Origin of the sequence: Paenibacillus sp. 1_12, from assembly GCF_900114475.1 — a bacterium.
Taxonomy (GTDB): Bacteria; Bacillota; Bacilli; order Paenibacillales; family NBRC-103111; genus Paenibacillus_S.
On sequence record NZ_FOTE01000003.1, the window covers coordinates 287289 to 307125 of the forward strand.

The window sequence follows — 19837 nt, forward strand, 5'->3', positions numbered from 1 at the left end:
GATGGATAATAGAAAGGTGAATTTGATAACGAGAATCGCAGCATAGAGAGGATGATAAGCATGAGTCAAGCTTCAGTTCAAAGTGTTCTTTTTTATAATGAGCCTGCTATTCAATTGAATGCAGGAGGTTATCAAGCAGTTATCGTTCCGGGATTGGGTGCTAATGTGGTTGAACTCAGCCGTCCCGAAGAAGGCCTGAGTTTTTTGCGTACTCCAGACACAATTGAACAGCTTCGTCAATCCGGTCAAAGATACGGGTTACCGCCTTTGTTCCCGCCCAATCGGATTGAAGGTGGGAAATTCTCTACACCTCATCGCAACTATAGCTTTCCTCTCAATAGCTCGGATGGAAAGGTGTTTATGCATGGGATTCTACATAAAAAACCGTGGCAGGTCCAGACATCTGGTGTTCGCGAGGATGGATCAGTCGAGGTTATCCTATTGATGAATATGAATCGCGATGGCGAGATGTATGCCTATTATCCGCATGAATTTACATATGAATTAACCTACTTACTATCCGAAAAGGGACTGGAGCAGCATATCCGAATTGTGAATTTAAGCGATGAACCGATGCCTTTGGGTGTAGGCTTTCATACCGCATTTAAAGTCCCTTTCCATCACGAAGGACAGGAGCAGGATTACTTGCTGCAGGTATCCGTCGACAAGCAATGGGAGCTGACATCAGAGTTTCTGCCTACTGGGGTCTTATTGCCGCTGAACGAAACCGACCGTGAGCTGCGTCATGAGGGTATTCGACCTACTGGCGAAGCTTATGCGAGTCATTTGACCGGGGGAGTTATACAACATAACGGCTTGGACTTCTATGGTGCCGTTCTAACGGATAAGCAGCGTGAGATCAGCTTTATTTATGAGGTGGATCCAGCTTTTGGACACTGGACGATATGGAATGATGACGGAACCAGCGGATTTATTTGTCCTGAACCTCAAACCTGGGCAATCAATGCGCCGAATATTTCTTTACCGGATGAAGCTACCGGATTCCAGATGCTGGCACCAAGAGCAGAATGGACCGCATCCAGCCGTATGTACGCAGAACACAAATAAACTCGGTTGATGCAGGATACTTACGAAGTCGAGTTTTTGCTGGGCAAAACTCTATCACTTCAGATTGAATTCGCTGTAGAAACAGGCTGTAACAACAGCCGCCTTGTATACCGTCAAGGTACACCGACTTACCGTTGTGCCTTGACGGATCAGCGGATTAATCAACTGCGCTGTGATCCAAGGCAAGCCAAACACGGGGTATGAGAGGAGCTTGCTCTTAAGTATGGATACAATTACACATACATTATTCGGATTGACGCTGTATGCAGCGATGAATAAAGCAGCCTATAGCCGCAATGAAAAAAGAGCACTGTTCATAACGGCAGTCGGCGGTTCGCAAATCCCGGATATCGATGTGATCTCTGCCTGGTGGGATACGGCTGGACGTTACCAAATGTGGCATCGGGGTCTGACGCATTCCGTATTTCTGATTCCGGTATGGGCAGCTCTGTTGGCGCTGTTGAATAAGCTGTTCTTTAAAACGGGGATCTGGCGTTTTTTTGGACTAGGTCTGCTGGCCGTATGGATTCATGATACTAGTGATCTGTTCAATGCATGGGGGACAGGTTATTTGGAGCCGTTTTCTTCAAAAAGGATAACTTTTGGAACCGTGCCTATCGTGGATTTGACACTATGGGTTATCATGCTGGGTGGTCTGCTGTTCGTGAAGCTGCGCAAGCCGGAGAAGCCTTATCGTGTATATCGGCTTGTTGGTTTGCTGCTGGTCTGCCATTTTATCATCCAATCGGCGCAAGGTTATGTACTATATCAGCAGCATGGCAGTCGCTATGATCAGTTCGCTCTCTCGGCTGGCTTTGTACCGGGACAGTTTCAAATCATCGGTAAAAAGGGTGACCAGATTGAAATAAGCGAGGCTACCGTATTTACCCAGCCAAAGCTGCAAGTTGCCTTGCAATCCAGTGAGAGTGCCAATCTCGATCGCTTGTTCGCCGGCAATCCAAAAGCTAGAACCTTGTATGAATGGTCACCATTCGTTGTGACTGTGGACGATGAGCAGCGACTTGGCATTTATGATCCGCGTTTTTACCGCAATGGGCAATCATTCCTATTCGAATTTATTTTAAAGTAAACAAAGACCGACCTCATCCAAATTCGGAGAGGGTCGGTCTTTGTTTGATTCATGTTTGTAGTCAAGCAGACAATCTGTCTGCTTATGCATACTGGTTATGGTTGATTTTGTTTTTCGCCAGCTTTAAGTATCCGTTGACGTTCAACAGCTCGCTTTCATCCACAAAACGCAATTTAATGGGACCAGCGGCTTCAACAATATAAGAACGAAGTGCCGCAGCGCCACCACCGATGACATAAAAGCATTGTATATCAGGATGCTTTTTCCAACGCTTCTTGATCAGGTCCACGATTTTGTTGGCTGCCCGGCTGAAGTACAGATCGACTACCTGCTTCATACTGGATTGCCCTTCGCCGATGCGCCGAATCGTGAAATCATTTTTCTTGATCCGTTGGACCAGCTTGGCACGGCTTGGAAACCGGTATCCGTATTGATCCTCCACATCGCGAATAATGCTGTCCAAATAGGTAGCCATTCCGATCTGCTCCCCAGTGCTGAATTGATTATCGATGCTCATTTTATTGATGACAGGAAAGTCGGTAGTCAAGGCGCCAATCTCGCAAATTCCGATGCAGCCCTGATGCAGCTCTTCATCCCTTACTTGCAGGTTGTCATGAGTGGCCATGTGGAATAGCGCCGCTGCACCTTCAATTGAAATGATCGCGCGTCGGATCGACACTTTGACTTTTCGATTTCGCAAGGTAGGCGTAGTCAGGAAGGTGACTTCATGCTCACCGACTAGCCGGTCCTCGAACATTTTATTGTAATAGGAATAGCTGCGTACAGGAAGACCTGTTCCCAGTGTATATTCGACTTCCTCAATGTTGCCGTAGCCATTGGCTGTCGCGGATTGACTGACAAGGCCTGCATAGGCTAGAGCCGTTAATGCTACGACTAAGGACTGGTCAGAAACAGCTTTATTGTCCGTCTCCTCAAGTTCCATGCTGTCCTCATTCTCCATAGCGAGTAAGCCTACAAAATAACGCTGATTGTTCTTGGACAGCCGCGGACTGTGAACTACCACATCAAGCGCCTTGAGTGGAGAGTCCTCCTCCTGAAAGATATGCCTTTCATAGCCCGGAGCCACAATATTTTGAATCATTAATGGCTCGCGTACTCCGTCTAATACTACTTTAATACTATCATTGCCGATATCAATACCAGCCAGCTTCATTATACAAATTCCCTCCAATCATTTCCTAACAAATTACTTTAGTACTAGAATTCGATTTGCTTCTACAAAATCCCTTCGTACTTTAGAACCATTTTCCAGGGAAGCCCGTAAATAGGCAGGGTTATGAAGCAGATTTGACGAATAAGAACGTAGATTTAGCGAATTTTGTTGGTAAATATTACTTGATGAGCGCGTATCTTGCCGAAGGAGCCAATATGAAATTGGGATGGGGTAGTAAAAAATTTACATTAGTCATTATTCCAGATGCTAACCGTTCGGTTCGCCAGTTTGAGATGCTGCATTCGATACCTTACCTAGCAGTGGCAGCTGTATGCATCCTGATGCTCATGACTTTAGCACTGCTTTTTTTTCAGGGTCGAACAGCAGTCATTGCAGATCAGCTGAAGGTAAGGATGGATAGTCAGGAATTGGTGTATAACCATACGGTGGAGGATAAGAATGAAACGATTGAGCAGCTTCAGAATGAAGTGATCAAGCTCTCTCAGCAAACAACGGATATGAAAGCAAGAATTGACGATATTCGCAAAATGGAGGACGAAGTACGTTCGATCACAGGCTCCGCCAAAATAGCAGCAGCGGCTGAAGGCACTAATGGTGTTGACAGCGCTATGGGGGGAATCAGCCTTCCGGCTACGAATAACGAAGTGAAAGATCTGCTCAGTCAAACCAAAACACAATTAGGCGATATGAATCAAGAATTGGCTGCCCTGCAGCAAAGTATTACGGATACGAAGTACAAGGCATTGGCCATTAAGGAGCAGCTTCGTGTTACGCCTAACATTTGGCCTGTAGACAGCCGGAGGATCACATCAAACTTTGGCTTGCGTCAAGACCCCTTTACACGTCGTCCGAGCTTTCACAGCGGCTATGATATTGCCGCGCCTGCCAATTCGGAGGTTTCGGTCACAGCAGATGGTACTGTGCGTACCACTGGAAGTGATTCTGAGAGAGGCAATTATATTGTGGTTGACCACACCAATGGCCTGCAAACGATGTATATGCATCTTAACAAAATCCTTGTGCAAAAGAAGGATTCGGTTCAAAAAGGACAGCTGATTGGACTTGTCGGATCAACAGGCAGAAGCACAGGCTACCATTTGCATTATGAAGTTTTGCAGAATGGTGTCAGTATCGACCCACTGCCTTATTTAAAATAAACCAGCTTGAAAGGGGAACGATGATGTTTAAAGGTAAGAAGCACGCGCTCGGTTTATATGCGACCGATACGTTAATCGGTGAGAGCACCTTGTTTGAAGGCAGAATCAAGTCGGAGGCAAGCATCCGCATTGAAGGGCAGGTTACTGGGGATGTAGATTGCGCAGGAGATGTAACCATTGGAGAGAAGGGCATTGTTAAGTCCAACGTCATTGCGCGAAATGTCATTTTGGCCGGAACGGTCAATGGAAATGTTTTGTGCAAAGGCAAGCTTACTATCCATTCCACTGGCAAGCTGTACGGAAACACAACAGCTCAATCACTTGTTATTGCGGAAGGTGGCCTGTTTCAAGGAATGAGCAAAATGGAGAACGCCGATTCCAGCTCCTTTGAGCAGTCGACTTTATCCAAAATGCCGGATTCGGCCCAAGCAGCACCTTCAGCTATCACTTGGCAATAGTTTACATAAAGATAAGACATGCGTACAGTGGGTGAACCTGTATGCATGTCTTTTTTTGTAAAAAGTCGCGTGATGCCTTAGATTGAAGTATAATAAAAGCTAATAGCGAAGTGGAACAGAGGCATTCAAATAGGTTTGTCTCAATCTATAACAAGGGGAGATACGATGCTCGGTAAGTTTCAAATCAACAGGCGCAGTGTGCTCCTTACTTGGCTTCTATCTTATCTGGCCGTTTTACTACTGCCGGTCTTTATGAGTATAATCGTATACACGCAGTCAAGTAAAACATTGGAAAATGAAATCAACCAGGCCAATCAATCGCTGCTTAAGCAGGTTCGCGAAGTGATGGATAATCAATTCGAAGCGATGGAGCGGCTGAATTTTGAATTAACCTGGAATGTAAGACTTCAACAGTTTCTATACTCAGGCAAGTATCAAATCTACCCGAATGAATTTTTGTACGACTTGCATCAAATCACACAAGATTTGTTGATGTACAGAACCTCCTACTCCCTCATTGATCTGTTTTATATTTATATAGCAAATAGTAATCAGGTTCTTATGCCTGATGTATATAGAGATGCTCCTTTTGCCTACAGCTTGATTCATAAGAATGGTATCTATAGCTACGAGCAATGGAGTCAAATTGTGAACCAAAAGGAGTTTAAAGGCTTCATTCCGATGTCTCGCATCGATGATAGCGGCAAATATCGGGAAACAGTAGCTTATATCAGCACGTATCGCAAGGAAATGGATAAGCCTGGAGCTACAAATGTGATCATGATTGACCAATCCCGTATTCTTCGTGCTATTGAAAACATAGAGCTTTTTAATAAGGGGCACGTAATAATCTTAAATGAGGCCAACCAGGTATTGGTAACCAGCTCCAAGGAAAGTCAAAATTTGTTGAAGGATTTTCCTTTTGAGAAGGGAATGTCCGGATCGAATCTATTTTTATGGGAAAAGGCAGGCCAAAATTACGAGGTCACCTACATCAAATCAGACCGTTCCAAGCTTAAATATTTATCGATCATCCCGAGCCGATTGTTTTGGGAAAAAGCCGAGCAGGTACGGAACCTGACCTATATGAGCATTTGTATCAGCTTGCTTGGGGGAATTATTTTAACCTACGTGTTTTTACGCAAAAATTACAATCCGGTTAGGCGGCTTGTTGCCACTTTATCTGGAAAAACCGAGATGGCTGGCGGTCAAGGTTATAATGAGTTTCGTTTTATTGAGCAAGCCGTTGACCATACGTTGGTAGAAATGGCCAAAATTATGTCTGAACGAAAAAAACAATATCATATTTTGCGATCCAATTTCGTAGGACGGATGCTAAAAGGAAAGCTCAATGAACAAATCCCTGTCGATGAATCCTTGGCAACCTTTAATATGCGGTTTACTACAGATGATTTCGCCGTTATTGTGCTCTATATACAGGAAAGCGCTACTTTCCATGAACGCATTCAGGAAATCGGTTCAACGGACCCACAGCTGCTGATGCAATTTATTATTACCAATGTGATGGAGGAACTAGCAGCACAGAACCATCAAGGTTATGTGACCGAAATGGAAGATACACTTGTCTGCCTCATTAATTTCTCTGCCACAGATCCAGAGCTAAGAATGGAAGAATTGATTCGTATCTCCAAGGATGCCCAATCTTTCATCTTGTCCAAGTATCATATTAGTTTGACCCTTTCGATAAGTGGTATTCATAGTGGGATTAACGGAATTTCTCAAGCCTATTTGGAAGCGCTTGATGCTATGGAGTATAAGCTGGTTATGGGCAGTAAGGAAATCCTATCCTATGAAGATATTCATCAAAGTGCAGTGACCGAAGATACGGATACCGTATATTACTACCCGCTTCAAGTGGAGCTGCAGCTCATTAATTACGTCAAAATCGGGGATTTCGCAATGGCTCGACAAACACTCGATGATATCATTGAGCGCAATTTTAAGCGTTCGTTTATGTCTGTGTCCCTTGGCCGATGCTTGATGCTAAATTTGGTCAGCACGATGATCAAAACGATCAGTGAGCTCGGATATATCGAGGACAGCTTGTTAATACGCAATCCAAGACGTATCGAAAAAAGGATTGAGCAGCTTGCGACCTGTGAAACGATTCAGGAAATGCAGGTTCAAATGACGGAATTTTTGGAAAAGGTGTGTGAGTATACCTCCAACAAGCGTCAGCAAAATATTCAACAATCCAAACAGCGGGTCATGGATGAACGGATTCAGCAAATCGTTAATTACATTAATGAAAGCTACATGGACCCGAATCTCAATATTTCCATGATCGGCAGCCATTTTGACATGAAGCCAGCTTATTTATCCAAATTGTTCAAGGACCATACCAATGAAGGGTTATTAGATTCAATTAACAAAACCAGGGTAGCCCGTGCCAAGGCTATATTAGATGAAAGCAGTAAGAATATAAGCGATGTAGCAGTCTGTGTAGGCTTTAATGATGTTAATGCTTTTATTCGGACCTTTAAAAAATATGAAGGGATAACTCCCGGAAAATATAAGTAAATGAAGGAGGAATAGGCCGCTGCGAAGCGGTTTTTTCAATAGTATTGATCATTTTGTATATCCATTTGTACTTTTTGTTGATTCATAATCGTGTTTTTGCCGATAAAATTGGCACAATTTACGATATCATTTTATGTAAGCGTAATCATATAATACGGGTATGGGAAACAGGCACTTTCAAATCTCATATAGAAGTTTCATTATTCGGTTCAGCCGAAATATTAGGGAGGTCTTCATACTATGAAGAGCAAAAAGAAAATCGTCTCCACTCTAGTAGTTACAGCCATGATGAGCACTGCGGCAATCGCTTGTTCTACACCTGCAGCCACACCCGCACCTGCACCTGCTGACACGAAAACACCTGCTGCTACAACTCCTGCACCCGCACCAGCTGCTGCCGCAACTACGTATCCGATGAAGACGGACAAAACACTTACTTATTGGATGGAGATGACAGGTAACCTCGTCGGCGTGAAAGCGACTCACCAAGAGACCCCATTTTTCGCAGAATGGCAAAAGAAAACCGGCGTTCCTTTGAAATTCATTGCACCTCCGGTCAACCAAGCCAAAGAAGCTCTTAACGTAATGCTGGCTTCTGGAGATTTGCCTGACATGATTGAGTTCAACTTCTTTAAGGACTTCCCTGGCGGTCCAGAAAAAGCGATAAAAGACGGATACATTCTAAAGCTGAACGATATGATCGATAAATTTGCGCCAAATCTGAAAAAATATTTAAAAGAGCATCCCGAAATTGATAAGATGGTCAAGACGGACAACGGCAGTTACTATTCGTTCCCATTCATTCGCGGTGATGATTTGTTAATGGTATATCAGGGCCCCATTGTTCGTCAGGATTGGCTCGATGAGCTGGGAATTCCAATGCCGCAAACGATCGACGACTGGACAGCGATGCTGAAGGCCTTTAAAGAAAAGAAAGGCGCAGCAGCTCCTTTCACTGCAAGCAGCAAGCCTCGCGTTTTTAATGAATTCAATAGTGGACATTTCATGGGTGCCTATGGGGTAACACGTGATTTCTATCTCGAAGGCGGTCAAATTAAGTTCGGTCCTGCAGAAAAAGGCTATAAAGATTGGCTAGGATTATTCCGTGGTTGGTACGAGCAAGGATTACTCGATAAGAACATCGCAACCGTTGATGCCAAGGCTTTTGATGCGAATATATCTTCAGGCGCTTCCGGTGCTACTGTAGCGAATGCAGGTGGCGGTATTGGTAAATGGCAGCCGCTGGTTGAAGCCACTAATCCTAAAGCGAAGCTCGTACCTGCACCACAGCCGGTATTGAAAAAAGGCGATACACCGAAATTCGGGCAAAGAGACCTGCCGTTCTCCATTAATGGAGGTATGGTAGCGATTTCAGCTACATCCAAAAATGCAGAGCTGGCAGTTAGGCTGCTGGACTATGGCTACAGTGAAGAAGGACATAACTACTTCAACTTTGGTCAAGAAGGCGTCAGCTACAAGATGGTGAATGGGGTTCCAACCTATACGGATCTCCTTATGAAGAACCCGGATAAATTGGCTCCAGCTCAGGCGCTTTCCTTGTATACTCGGGCAAACTACAGCGGCCCATTCGTACAAGACAAAAATTATATTTTGCAATATCTGGCGCTTCCACAGCAAAAAGATGCTGTTGCTCTTTGGGCTAAAACCGATGTAGCTAAATATCAATTGCCACCGATTACACCGACGCCAGAAGAAAGCTCAGAAATGGCCAAAATCATGACGGATGTTAATACACTGGTAGATGAAATGACATTAAAAATTATCCTGGGTGCTGAGCCATTGGACACTTATGAGAAGTATGTTGAAAAACTGAAATCAGTAAAGCTTGACCGTGCTATCGAGATTCAAAAGGCAGCTCTGGATCGCTATAACAAACGCTAAACGAATATGGGGAGGGCCGACGAGCCCTCCCATCCATTCACACTATGAGCTTGTGACAAATAGGTAAGGAAGGAGCGGTATGAGATGGCTAAAACGATACAGCTTGAAAGTTCACAATCGGTGAGGAAGTCAAAACCTACCTTTATGAATCGGTTTATTCGCGATTTTGTGATGAACAAATACTTATATTTAATGATGGTTCCCGTCATTGCTTACTATGCCATTTTTCACTACACTCCTATGTATGGAGCTATAATCGCTTTTAAAGATTATACTCCGATGAAAGGTATTGTGGGCAGCCCTTGGGTTGGCTTGCAGCACTTTAACGATTTTTTTGGCAGTTATTATTTTTGGCGTATTTTAAAAAATACCGTTGTGATCAGCTTATATTCTTTGATATTTGAATTTCCGACTCCGATTATCCTTGCGGTTCTGATCAATGAGGTTCGCAATCAAATATTTAAACGAGTAGTACAATCGATTACTTATATGCCGTTTTTTATTTCGTTGATCGTTGTCTGTGGTATGATTAGTGATTTTACAAACTCGGATGGAATCATAAACACACTCCTGATGTACTTTGGTTATGATGGAAAAGCCATGCTGCAAAAGCCTGATTTATTCCGTAGTATCTATGTTCTTTCTGAAATTTGGCAAAAAATCGGCTGGGAGTCGATTATTTATATTGCAGCACTGATGGGTATCGATCAGGAGCAATATGAGGCAGCCCGTATGGATGGCGCAAGTCGTTGGAAGCAAATTTTCCATATTACACTGCCTGGTATTATGCCGACGATCACCATTTTGTTTATCTTACGGATGGGGAATCTGCTGAATGTAGGCTTTGAGAAGATCATCCTGCTTTACAATCCCGTTACCTACGAAACAGCGGATGTAATTTCCTCCTTCGTATATCGTAAAGGTTTATTGGAATTCGGTTGGAGCTACAGTGCGGCTGTCGGTATATTTAATTCTGTGCTGAATTTAATGCTCTTGGTTACAGCCAATTACGTTAGCCGCAAAGTAAATAATAGCAGCTTATGGTAAAGTGAAGGAGGGAATACGTTATGCCGAAGGATCAAGGCTTAATGGATAAAATATTAGATATCGGGATTCATATTGGACTCGTCATCTTAGTGATATTTGCACTCTATCCGATGCTGTATGTAGCATTTGCATCGATCAGTGACGCGGGTCAGCTGATAGCTCATAAAGGATTGCTATATAGACCGCTGGGATTCAGCATCGAGTCCTACAAGAGTGTATTCAAGAACCCGGGTATTTTGATTGGATATCGCAACACCTTATTTATAGTAATTGTGGGCGTTACGATTAACCTGCTCATGACCTCTATGGGTGCTTATGTGCTCTCTCGTAAAAATGTGATGTGGAATCAAGCTTTTATCTTTATTATCGTGTTTACGATGTTTTTCAATGGCGGTTTGATTCCCATCTACCTGACAGTTAAAAATGTTGGATTAATCAACACACTTTGGGCTACCATCATTCCTTTTGCGATTACTACATTTAACCTGATCATTATGCGTACAGCCTTCATGTCTGTACCGGATAGTTTGGAAGAATCAGCCAAAATGGATGGAGCGAATCATTTTACGATCTTGTTCAAAATCATTATTCCTTTGTCTATGCCGGTTATTGCGGTGATGGTACTGTACTATGCAGTGGAAAAGTGGAATGGTTGGTTCTATGCATCTATTTTCATAAAGGATCGTGAGCTGTTCCCGCTGCAGCTGACATTGCGTGAAATATTGTTGGCTAATCAGACTGACAGTATGTCGGCAGGTGCGAGTGCAGGCGACCAGTTCCAGATTGGGGAAACGATCAAGTATGCGACCATCATGGTAGCTACGATTCCGATTCTGTGCGTATATCCATTCGTACAAAAATATTTTGTTAAAGGTGTTATGGTAGGCGCATTAAAAGGTTAATGAATAAGATTCTGTCATGAAAAGTCGTTCATACTCCTATTTAAGATAGGTCCATGAACGACTTTTTGATGTTGAGAGCAACAAATATACGGATCATTTTCTGCCCTATTACTCCATCTTAATTAAAGGAATGATTGGAATGACCTATATTACGGATAACAATGGGAAAAAACAATTATTATACGAGCAGACTATTGAAAAAATAAGAGAGGAAATTCGCTTAAGAAAGCTGAAGCCTCATGATCCGGTTCCATCAGAGGGCGAGTTTGCGGGTTTATTCGGAGTGAGTCGGATGACCACGAAGCTAGCCTTAGAAGCATTGGCTAAACAGGGACTTGTATACAGGCTGGCACGCAGAGGAACGTTCATTGCGGAAAATTACGAAACGTCCCAAGCAGAGAGGGATAATGGGAACTCCCCCGTACAAGAAGCGCAGCATTTAAAGATGAAAAGAATTGCTATTGTAGTTCCTAATTTAGACGACTACTTATCCCGAATTATCATATCAGTAGAGAGTGAAGTGCGTAAATTAGGCTGTCATCTGCTGATCAAGATTACAAAGGATAAGGATGATGAAAGCAGCTGCCTCCAGGAGCTATACGACGATCAGGTGGATGGTGTTATTTTATTCCCAAGAGGGAGGAAGACGTGCAGCGAAAAGATACTCAGGCTCACGCTTTTAAACTACCCATTGGTTATCATTGACCGCATTTTCCGTGAGGTTCAAATCGACTGTGTGTACCATGATCATTATCAAGGCGCCTATCGACTCGCTGAATACTTGATCACAAAAGGGCACAACAAAATTGGGTATTTATCGATGTCTTTTGACGGAGTGACGAGCAGGGAAGATCGCTATAAAGGTTACATGCAAGCGCTTCTGAATTACCATATCCCCATCAACAGTCACTGCATGCTTTTGAACTGCTCAGAGGACTATATGGACAATTTGACTGTCTCCAACCAAGAGCTAATTTCCTTTTTTGAACAGAATCCGGAATTGACTGCCGTGATGTGTGCGGATGATTATTTGGCTGTTTCCTGCATGTACACGGCTTTGAATATGAAGATGTCTATTCCGGAAAAGCTGTCGATCGTAGGCTTTTCTGATATTCAGCTCGCAAGCCTGCTGCCGGTTCCCCTCACCACAGTCCGACAACAAACCAAGAGATTTGGGCAGGCGGCCGTACAATTGCTAGTCAAACGAATGAACAATAACAAAGAAGTGGCTACAGCAATCAAGGTAGACACGGCTTTGGTTGAACGCAGCTCGGTTCATTTTCTTCAGGCGATTGAGCAATCCAAATCATAAAAAGCGGTTCGAAACCAGCGGTGCTGGCTATGAACCGCTCTTTGCTGAAATATGGAACTTAATCCAGTTTGGTTCCATCCGTCAAAGCCGTCTTTTCCTGAGGTCCCGTAGGACCGTTATCGAGCAGCGGTTGTCCGAAGACAGAGCCTTGTGATGGATTGCCCCAACGATAGATAGCTCCGCTGCTTGCGCTGGTGTAATCTTTTTTCAACCAGTCAGGCCAAGTCGTGTTAAGACCTCTTCCTGTAGATTGAGCAGGGAAATATTCATAGTTTTTCATATTGTTCCATGTATCCCATGCTGTGCCCTGACTGCAGTCATCCGTTAACTGAGCCACCACAATATTTTGGTAAACGTGACTGCCTGCATCCTTCCACATCCCGTGCGAGCCTAACGCGGAAAAGGCAACAGCATGCGTACCATTTACCTTAGTGACTTCATTCCAATTGTAACCGGTTCCAAAACTATGTGCCCCATAATATACTTGTACAGGCTTTACGTAATTGATCTGATTATCCGTAAATTTGGCCAGACGGACGGTTACGCGCTCCCAATCCCCGACATGATCACCAAACTCAGATCCAAGCACGACCTTACCCAGATTGTACGGACTATATTGGAAATAAACGAGGTCGATATTGTTATATTCTTTTTCGACCCAGAACGAATAGACAGGTGCGTTAGCTAGATCCCCAGCAAAAAAAGGCAGCTTCAGGCTGTATGGATTCAGGGTTTGAACCGTTTTGAGCTCGTAGTTGCCTGTGCTGGTATTCAAGTAGCGCTGCATAAAAGGTTGAGCGTACTCAACGGAAGATGGAAAATATGTCTCTCCCTGGGCCATCCATATTCTTGGTGCAAACGCTTGCAACAATGCGTTTTTGGCGGCATCATTGAATGTATTATTTAAGACTGGGACACTTGTCGAGTCTATAGGTGAAATGGTCTCAATCTTCAGACTCGAGGTTTGATCGTTAAAGTCACTGAGATATAATTGATCGCTGGTTAATACTTTGGTGGAGCCTTTAAAACCGGCATCTTTGTACAAAGTAACCTTATAACCCGGAGCAACCCTTATGCTGGAAATCGCATCATTCCCGACTACGCTTAACGCACTTACATCATACGATCCAACATCAAATTCTTGCGAAGAGCCTGAGTATGGAGAATCCTTATAAACGGTTACGGGTAAATGATTGATGGCAAAAATGCTCTGAGGAACAACAACTAAGGATAGTAGGATGGATCCCGCAAGAGATATGGATTGAAGCCGTTTCCATTTGATCACAGACATGTCTCCCTTAACTTATAATTTTTTTGCCAAAAAGAAAGCATCATCCATGTAACTGCTTATCATTTCACCTCCCGTTTGATGCTCAGTGTCCAAGTAATCAGTTCGATAAGTTTTACAAATTATACCACTGGCAACATTATCGTATATTATATCACTGACATATTCAATACATTAAAAATGGAATATTATTCTTATTTTTATAAATATGCCGTTCACAAACAAAAAATAAACTATTGCAAAAAACTGGAATACGAGGTATTATACAGACATTAATAAAACGCTTTCATTCCCAATTTAGGTACATTAAACCGGTTTAATCAAGGTGGTGAAAATTAAGTTTTGGTCAACGAAATATAAGCCAAATAATTGCAATCAATTCTATTAAACCGGTTTAATCACATACATATGATGCATACATAAATGGTTTTATAAACATATCAGCTTTTATTAAACCGGTTTAAATTATGGGGGAGGTGTAAAATACGATTTACCGAAGTTTGTAACACAAGTTGAATGATGAACTCAATATGGAGGGGATATTTTTTGAAAAAAATCGCGTTGTTTATTGTTATGATGTTGATGTTTACAGCTGTTCTGGCAGCCTGTGAAAGTGACCCCAATGCAAAGACAGCCGTAGTTGTGACTCCTGTTACTCCAGACAAAGCGACTCCGGTTGTTCCTGCGAAAATAGAGGGCTTTAAAGAGGCTCCGATGCTGGCTAAGCTTGTTGCTGCTTCTACTTTGAAAGCGGTTACTGAACGCCTGCCGGCTAAGGAAGATATCATGGTAGAAAAGGTATTAGAGGAAACCGGCAAGTATGGCGGCGATTGGAAGCTGCCTTGGAGTGGGGTTAATGATCGCTGGACGGTGGGTCAACCTACAGAAGAAGCACTTTTCCGTTTTAACAAGGATGGAAGTACGGTTGAACCTAACATAGCCAAAGGCTTTGATGTCAATAAAGATTCAACAGAGTTCACGATTTACTTAAGAAAGGGCATGAAATGGTCGGATGGTATGCCTTTTACAGCTGATGATGTCCTGTTCTATTGGGAGCATATGCTTACCAAAGAGACCTTCGGTAAAAAAATCTATGATGCTTATTACTCGATTGACCCTGTGACCGGAGATAAGGCTCTAGCGAAAGTCACCAAAATTGATGATTACAGCTTCAAGGTCGTTCATAAATATCCAAGCGTGCAGTTCCTGGAGCGTGTGGCGATTGACAACAAATGGTTCCAAGCACCAGCGCACTTTCAAAAAACGATTTTACCTGAATTTATAGGTCAGGATAAAGCGCTTGAGATCGCAAAAAAATGGGGCTTTGAGGACGTAAAATCTTTCTTAGTAGCTACCGGATATTATTACTGGGTCTACCCGCAAATTCCAACCTTAAGAGCTTGGGTAGCGAAAAATGATCCGAATAGTGATCAATTCATTATGGAACGCAATCCGTATTTCTGGAAAGTCGATGGTGAAGGCAACCAACTTCCATACATGGACCGTATTGTGGCTACCAAGGTTCAGGACCCTGCTCAACGCATTCTCGGCACCTTGGCTGGAGATTATAATATTCTCGATTTTGACTTTAAAGATTTCACTGTATTGAAAGAGAATGAGAAGAAAGCGAACTTCCGTGTATTGCCTTGGACAACGCCAACCTGGTCAAGTGCAGGCATTCAACTCAATCAAACGACTGAAGATCCGAACCTGCGCAAGTTGTTCCAAGATATTAAATTCAGAGAAGCCTTATCCGTTGCTGTAGACCGTAAAGAAATTTCCGAAATCGCTACGAATGGCTTAGGCGCTCCGATACAGGCTTCAGTTCCCGAAGGTTTGGTAGGCTATCAAAAAGGCTGGGGGGACCAGTGGAGTAAATACGATGTGAAGCGTGCGAATGAATTATTGGATGGACTTGGTTTGACTAAACGCGATAAAAACAATTTCCGTTTAAATGCGGATGGTTCTGATTTAACGATTACCGTGATTGAAGGCAGTACGAGCACGGCAAGCTTCCTGGAATTAGTAAAGAAATATTATGAGGCTGTTGGCATTAAAGTAGACCTCAAGGTTGTGGATACAGGAACCCATCAAGAGCTCAAATACGCGAATAAAATCCCGGCCACGACGGAAAACATTTCTTTAGTTAATGTATCTTTTAGACCTGATACGGTAGTGCCTCTAAGAGTATTGACTCCATGGTACGGGCAATATGGATTGTACAGCTCTTCCAATGGAAAAGAGGGGGTTAAGCCTGAAGGTGATGTTGCCTTGATTCTTGACTACTGGAATAAAGTGAAAGCATCGACAAGCAAGGACGAAATCAATAAATGGAGTACTGAGATCCTTAAGCTTCATCAAAAGAATCAGTGGGTTATTGGTTATGCAGGTCCAACGCCACGGTTAATTGTCGCATCAAACAAAGTGGGCAATGTGCCGAAGGATTTGGTATTTGCGGATGAATTCCGCAGCATCGGACATGGTCATCCTTCACAATTCTTTATTAAACAATAAGTCGATATAGTAATCAACATGCGGGGAAGCGAGCTTCCCCCATGATTGGTTTCAACAACATCTTCGAATTCAGCGGAGAGGATAGGATCAGCGATGCTCCAATATATTTTAAGAAGAATCATCCTAGTGATACCGGTTGTCATTTTTATTTCCATTATCGTGTTCTACATTATTCAGCTCCCTGCTGGTGATTATGTATCTAGTTATGCGGCCAAGATGGCTGTAGCCGGCGATGTGATGACCCAACAGGATATGCATGAAATGAGAGTAAGCTTGAAATTAGATCAGCCCTGGTATATACAGTACCTCGTCTGGATGAAAAATATCATTTTACATTTCGACTTTGGTTATTCGTTTAGCTATAACAAGCCAGTAATGGCTGTCATCCAGCAATATATGGCATTAACGATCATCGTGTCTCTTGTGACTATGGCGTTTACGTATGCGGTAGCAATTCCGATCGGTATCTATTGTGCAGTGAGGCAATATTCCATAGGCGATTATTTATATTCAGCGATAGGTTTTCTTGGGATGGCGACCCCGCATTTCCTGTTAGCTATAATCCTTATGTATCTCTCTTACGTGTATTTTGGAGATCCGCTGCTCGGCCTTTTTTCAAGCGAATATGTGAATGCCGGATGGTCGATGTCTAAGGTTCTAGACTTACTGAAGCATATGATTATCCCTGTTATCGTTATTGGTTTGGCGAATACAGCTGAACTGATCCGTGTCATGAGAGGTCAAATGTTGGATGAGCTGAATAAGCCGAATGTGGTGACAGCCAGATCCAAAGGTTTGTCCGAAACCAAAATCCTGCTTAAATACCCGACGCGTGCAGCTATGAATCCTATTGTCAGCACCATAGGGTGGTCACTCACTTCGATTTTCACAGGCTCGACGATAACGGCCATTGTTTTGAATTTACCGATTCAAGGTCCCGTGATGTATAACGCGTTATTAGGACAGGATATGTATTTGGCAGGGACCTGGTTATTGTTTATGGCCGTATTAACGGTTATAGGGACATTGATCTCCGATATTTTATTGGCATGGCTGGATCCAAAAATTCGCACAGAGTTCAGAGGTATGTAATCTATGAAAACAATCCCGATATTTGGAAGACAGAAAATAACGAAGCTCAAACCAGCCGTAAGTAACGACGTCTACTACAGCTCGCAATGGCGTCTTATGTATCTAAGGTTAAAAAAGCATAAATTAGCACGCATCAGTTTGTTCGTTCTATCGGTACTGTATATTGCCGCGATCTTCGCACAGTTCATAGCGCCGTATGGCTTGCAGAGCTATGACAGTAAGTATGTAAATGCCCCTCCTGTCAAAGTGAGCTTTGTAGATGCTGATGGCAAGTTTCAATTCAGACCCTATGTTAGCGAGCTAAAGTCAGGCAGAGATCCGGTTACACTGCGCAAAATGTTTGTGCAGGATGACAAGGTTCGCCATGCAGTCCGTTTCTTTGCCCAGGGTGAAACTTATCAATTTCTTGGTTTATTTTCAACAAATATTCACTTGTTCGGCGTAGACGAGCCTGGACGCTTATTTATATTTGGAACAGACGGAATGGGTCGTGATCTATTATCGCGGATCGTTCTCGGGAGTCAAATTTCATTAAGTATTCCTCTCATTGGGGTAGCTATCAGTTTTGTGCTTGGATTGCTTATCGGTGGGGTATCGGGGTATTTCGGAGGCTGGATTGATTCTGTAATTCAGCGGGTTATTGAAATTATTCGTTCCTTTCCAACACTCCCGCTGTGGATGGCCTTATCGGCTGCAATACCGCCACGTATACCTGTCGTCACGATGTATATCTATATCGTCATCATATTCGCATTTATCGGATGGACGGAGCTGGCAAGGGTTGCCCGAGGCAAGTTTATCTCCTTGAAAAATGAAGAGTATGTATTGGCCGCCAAAATTGCAGGCGTCAGCGATGCCAAAATCATACTTAAACATTTATTGCCTGGTTTTATCAGCTATTTGGTTGTCGCAACAACCTTGGCAATACCAAGCATGATCCTTGGTGAGACAGCGATGAGCTTTCTTGGTCTTGGTATCCGGTCACCCGCTACGAGTTGGGGCGTATTGCTTCAGGAAGCGCAGCAGATTGAAAATATCGCTTTATATCCGTGGAAACTAATACCTTTGGGCTTCGTTATCATCACCGTATTAACCTTTAATTTTCTGGGTGACGGATTACGTGATGCAGCAGATCCCTACAAGAGATAATTGTGAAGAGCACGAACCGTTTACCTATTTCAGTATAGTGAGGGGATATTATGGCATCGCAAGCTTCTCAAGCAGCACATCCTTCAATGGCTCCACAAGCTGAATCTGAACAGCCTCTTCTCTCCGTTCAAGACCTCAAAATTCGCATTCAAATGGATAACGGGGAAATAAAAGCTGTAGATGGAGTCGATTTCGAAATAAAGAAGGGTAAAACGCTGGGTCTGGTGGGTGAGTCTGGCTGTGGTAAAAGTTTGACCAGCAGAGCCATCATTAGCATCAATCCGAAAGAGTGTGAAACCACAGGCAAAATTGTTTATCATTCTACTTCCGAAAAGGCGTTAAACAATTTGAACCTACTATCTCTAGACCCGCGTGGCAAACCAATCCGTTCCATTCGCGGCAGAAAAATAGCGATGATTTTTCAAGAGCCGATGACCGCATTTTCACCGATGTACACCATTGGCAATCAGATCATGGAATCGATATTGATCCACCGCACAAAAAACAAAAAAGAAGCTAAGAAAATAGCACTCGAAATGTTAAGTAAAGTTGGAATTTCTGATCAGGAAAAACGTTTTGATCAATATCCGCATGAATTTTCCGGCGGCATGCGCCAGCGGGCGATGATCTCAATGGCCTTGTCCTGTAACCCTGAATTATTGATTGCAGATGAGCCGACGACGGCACTCGATGTGACGATTCAAGCACAGGTTTTGGAGCTAATGAAAGGACTGCAAAAGGAATTTGGCATGGCGATTTTGCTTGTAACCCATGATCTTGGCATCATAGCAGAAATGTGTGACGAGGTAGCGGTGATGTATTTGGGGAAAATCGTTGAGCAATCGACGGTAGATGAAATTTTTTACAATCCGAAACACCCGTATACGAAGGGATTGCTTAAATCAATGCCTAAATTAGGTGCTGATCGAAATAAACGATTGGAATCTATTGAAGGAACGGTTCCGATGGCCATCGATATGCCCCCTATGTGCGGTTTTTATGATCGCTGCACGGACCGAATGGAAGGCGTATGCAATGCGCAGGCTGTACCCAAAACCCGGATATCCGATAACCATATGGTTAGATGCTTTCTGTACAAGGACAAGAATGAAGGAGAATAAC

At 43.2% G+C, this 19837-nt stretch carries 16 protein-coding genes; 14 read left to right on the forward strand and 2 right to left on the reverse strand.

Going from position 1 to position 19837, the window contains the following annotated elements; genetic code table 11:
* The first annotated feature begins 60 nt into the window (after positions 1-60).
* The 3 genes from BM210_RS08925 to BM210_RS08930 are packed head-to-tail and all read left to right on the forward strand — an operon-like array spanning position 61 to position 2158.
* Complete coding sequence (locus BM210_RS08925; protein ID WP_177237719.1) at positions 61-1068, forward strand: aldose 1-epimerase; 1008 nt, start codon at positions 61-63, stop codon at positions 1066-1068.
* A 36-nt stretch (positions 1069-1104) separates the two neighbouring features.
* Positions 1105-1272, forward strand: coding sequence for a hypothetical protein (locus tag BM210_RS34710; protein ID WP_218184905.1), 168 nt, complete (start codon positions 1105-1107; stop codon positions 1270-1272).
* A gap of 19 nt (positions 1273-1291) precedes the next feature.
* Complete coding sequence (locus BM210_RS08930) at positions 1292-2158, forward strand: metal-dependent hydrolase (RefSeq protein ID WP_091167198.1); 867 nt, start codon at positions 1292-1294, stop codon at positions 2156-2158.
* 82 nt (positions 2159-2240) lie between these two features.
* On the opposite strand, the gene BM210_RS08935 is transcribed toward BM210_RS08930, so the two are convergent.
* On the reverse strand, positions 2241-3332 hold the full coding sequence (locus BM210_RS08935) for a ParM/StbA family protein (protein WP_177237721.1): 1092 nt from the start codon (positions 3330-3332) through the stop codon (positions 2241-2243).
* Between the two features lie 215 nt (positions 3333-3547).
* Here BM210_RS08935 and BM210_RS08940 point away from each other — a divergent pair, with 215 nt between their 5' ends.
* The 7 genes from BM210_RS08940 (at position 3548) to BM210_RS08970 (ending at position 12672) form a co-directional block, all read left to right on the forward strand.
* Positions 3548-4510 carry a M23 family metallopeptidase gene (locus tag BM210_RS08940; protein WP_218184906.1) on the forward strand — a complete coding sequence of 321 codons (963 nt, stop codon included), beginning with the start codon at positions 3548-3550 and terminating at the stop codon, positions 4508-4510.
* A 20-nt stretch (positions 4511-4530) separates the two neighbouring features.
* Entirely contained in the window at positions 4531-4968 is a 438-nt protein-coding gene (locus tag BM210_RS08945; RefSeq protein WP_256223399.1) for a bactofilin family protein, read from the forward strand.
* Positions 4969-5133: 165 nt separating this feature from the next.
* Complete coding sequence (locus tag BM210_RS08950) at positions 5134-7509, forward strand: helix-turn-helix domain-containing protein (protein ID WP_091167202.1); 2376 nt, start codon at positions 5134-5136, stop codon at positions 7507-7509.
* 240 nt (positions 7510-7749) lie between these two features.
* Entirely contained in the window at positions 7750-9411 is a 1662-nt protein-coding gene (locus BM210_RS08955; protein ID WP_091167203.1) for a type 2 periplasmic-binding domain-containing protein, read from the forward strand.
* A gap of 84 nt (positions 9412-9495) precedes the next feature.
* Positions 9496-10458, forward strand: a complete 963-nt coding sequence (locus BM210_RS08960) for an ABC transporter permease (RefSeq protein WP_091167205.1) — start codon at positions 9496-9498, stop codon at positions 10456-10458.
* Between the two features lie 20 nt (positions 10459-10478).
* Positions 10479-11360 carry a carbohydrate ABC transporter permease gene (locus BM210_RS08965; RefSeq protein ID WP_091167206.1) on the forward strand — a complete coding sequence of 294 codons (882 nt, stop codon included), beginning with the start codon at positions 10479-10481 and terminating at the stop codon, positions 11358-11360.
* Positions 11361-11499: 139 nt separating this feature from the next.
* Positions 11500-12672: a GntR family transcriptional regulator gene (locus BM210_RS08970; protein ID WP_091167208.1), complete on the forward strand. Its 1173-nt coding sequence runs from the start codon at positions 11500-11502 to the stop codon at positions 12670-12672.
* 58 nt (positions 12673-12730) lie between these two features.
* Here the strand turns inward: BM210_RS08970 and BM210_RS08975 are convergent, their stop codons facing one another.
* Positions 12731-13957 (reverse strand): Vps62-related protein, encoded by a 1227-nt coding sequence (locus BM210_RS08975; protein ID WP_091167209.1) that lies wholly within the window; start codon positions 13955-13957, stop codon positions 12731-12733.
* Between the two features lie 549 nt (positions 13958-14506).
* Here BM210_RS08975 and BM210_RS08980 point away from each other — a divergent pair.
* The 4 genes from BM210_RS08980 (at position 14507) to BM210_RS08995 (ending at position 19836) form a co-directional block, all read left to right on the forward strand.
* The gene (locus tag BM210_RS08980; RefSeq protein ID WP_256223400.1) at positions 14507-16474 is read left to right on the forward strand and encodes an ABC transporter substrate-binding protein; all 1968 of its coding nucleotides are present in this window, start codon (positions 14507-14509) and stop codon (positions 16472-16474) included.
* A gap of 93 nt (positions 16475-16567) precedes the next feature.
* Positions 16568-17566: an ABC transporter permease gene (locus BM210_RS08985; RefSeq protein WP_091167211.1), complete on the forward strand. Its 999-nt coding sequence runs from the start codon at positions 16568-16570 to the stop codon at positions 17564-17566.
* Positions 17567-17569: 3 nt separating this feature from the next.
* Positions 17570-18715 carry an ABC transporter permease gene (locus BM210_RS08990; RefSeq protein WP_091167212.1) on the forward strand — a complete coding sequence of 382 codons (1146 nt, stop codon included), beginning with the start codon at positions 17570-17572 and terminating at the stop codon, positions 18713-18715.
* 50 nt (positions 18716-18765) lie between these two features.
* On the forward strand, positions 18766-19836 hold the full coding sequence (locus tag BM210_RS08995; RefSeq protein WP_256223401.1) for an ABC transporter ATP-binding protein: 1071 nt from the start codon (positions 18766-18768) through the stop codon (positions 19834-19836).
* Position 19837 lies beyond the last annotated feature (1 nt).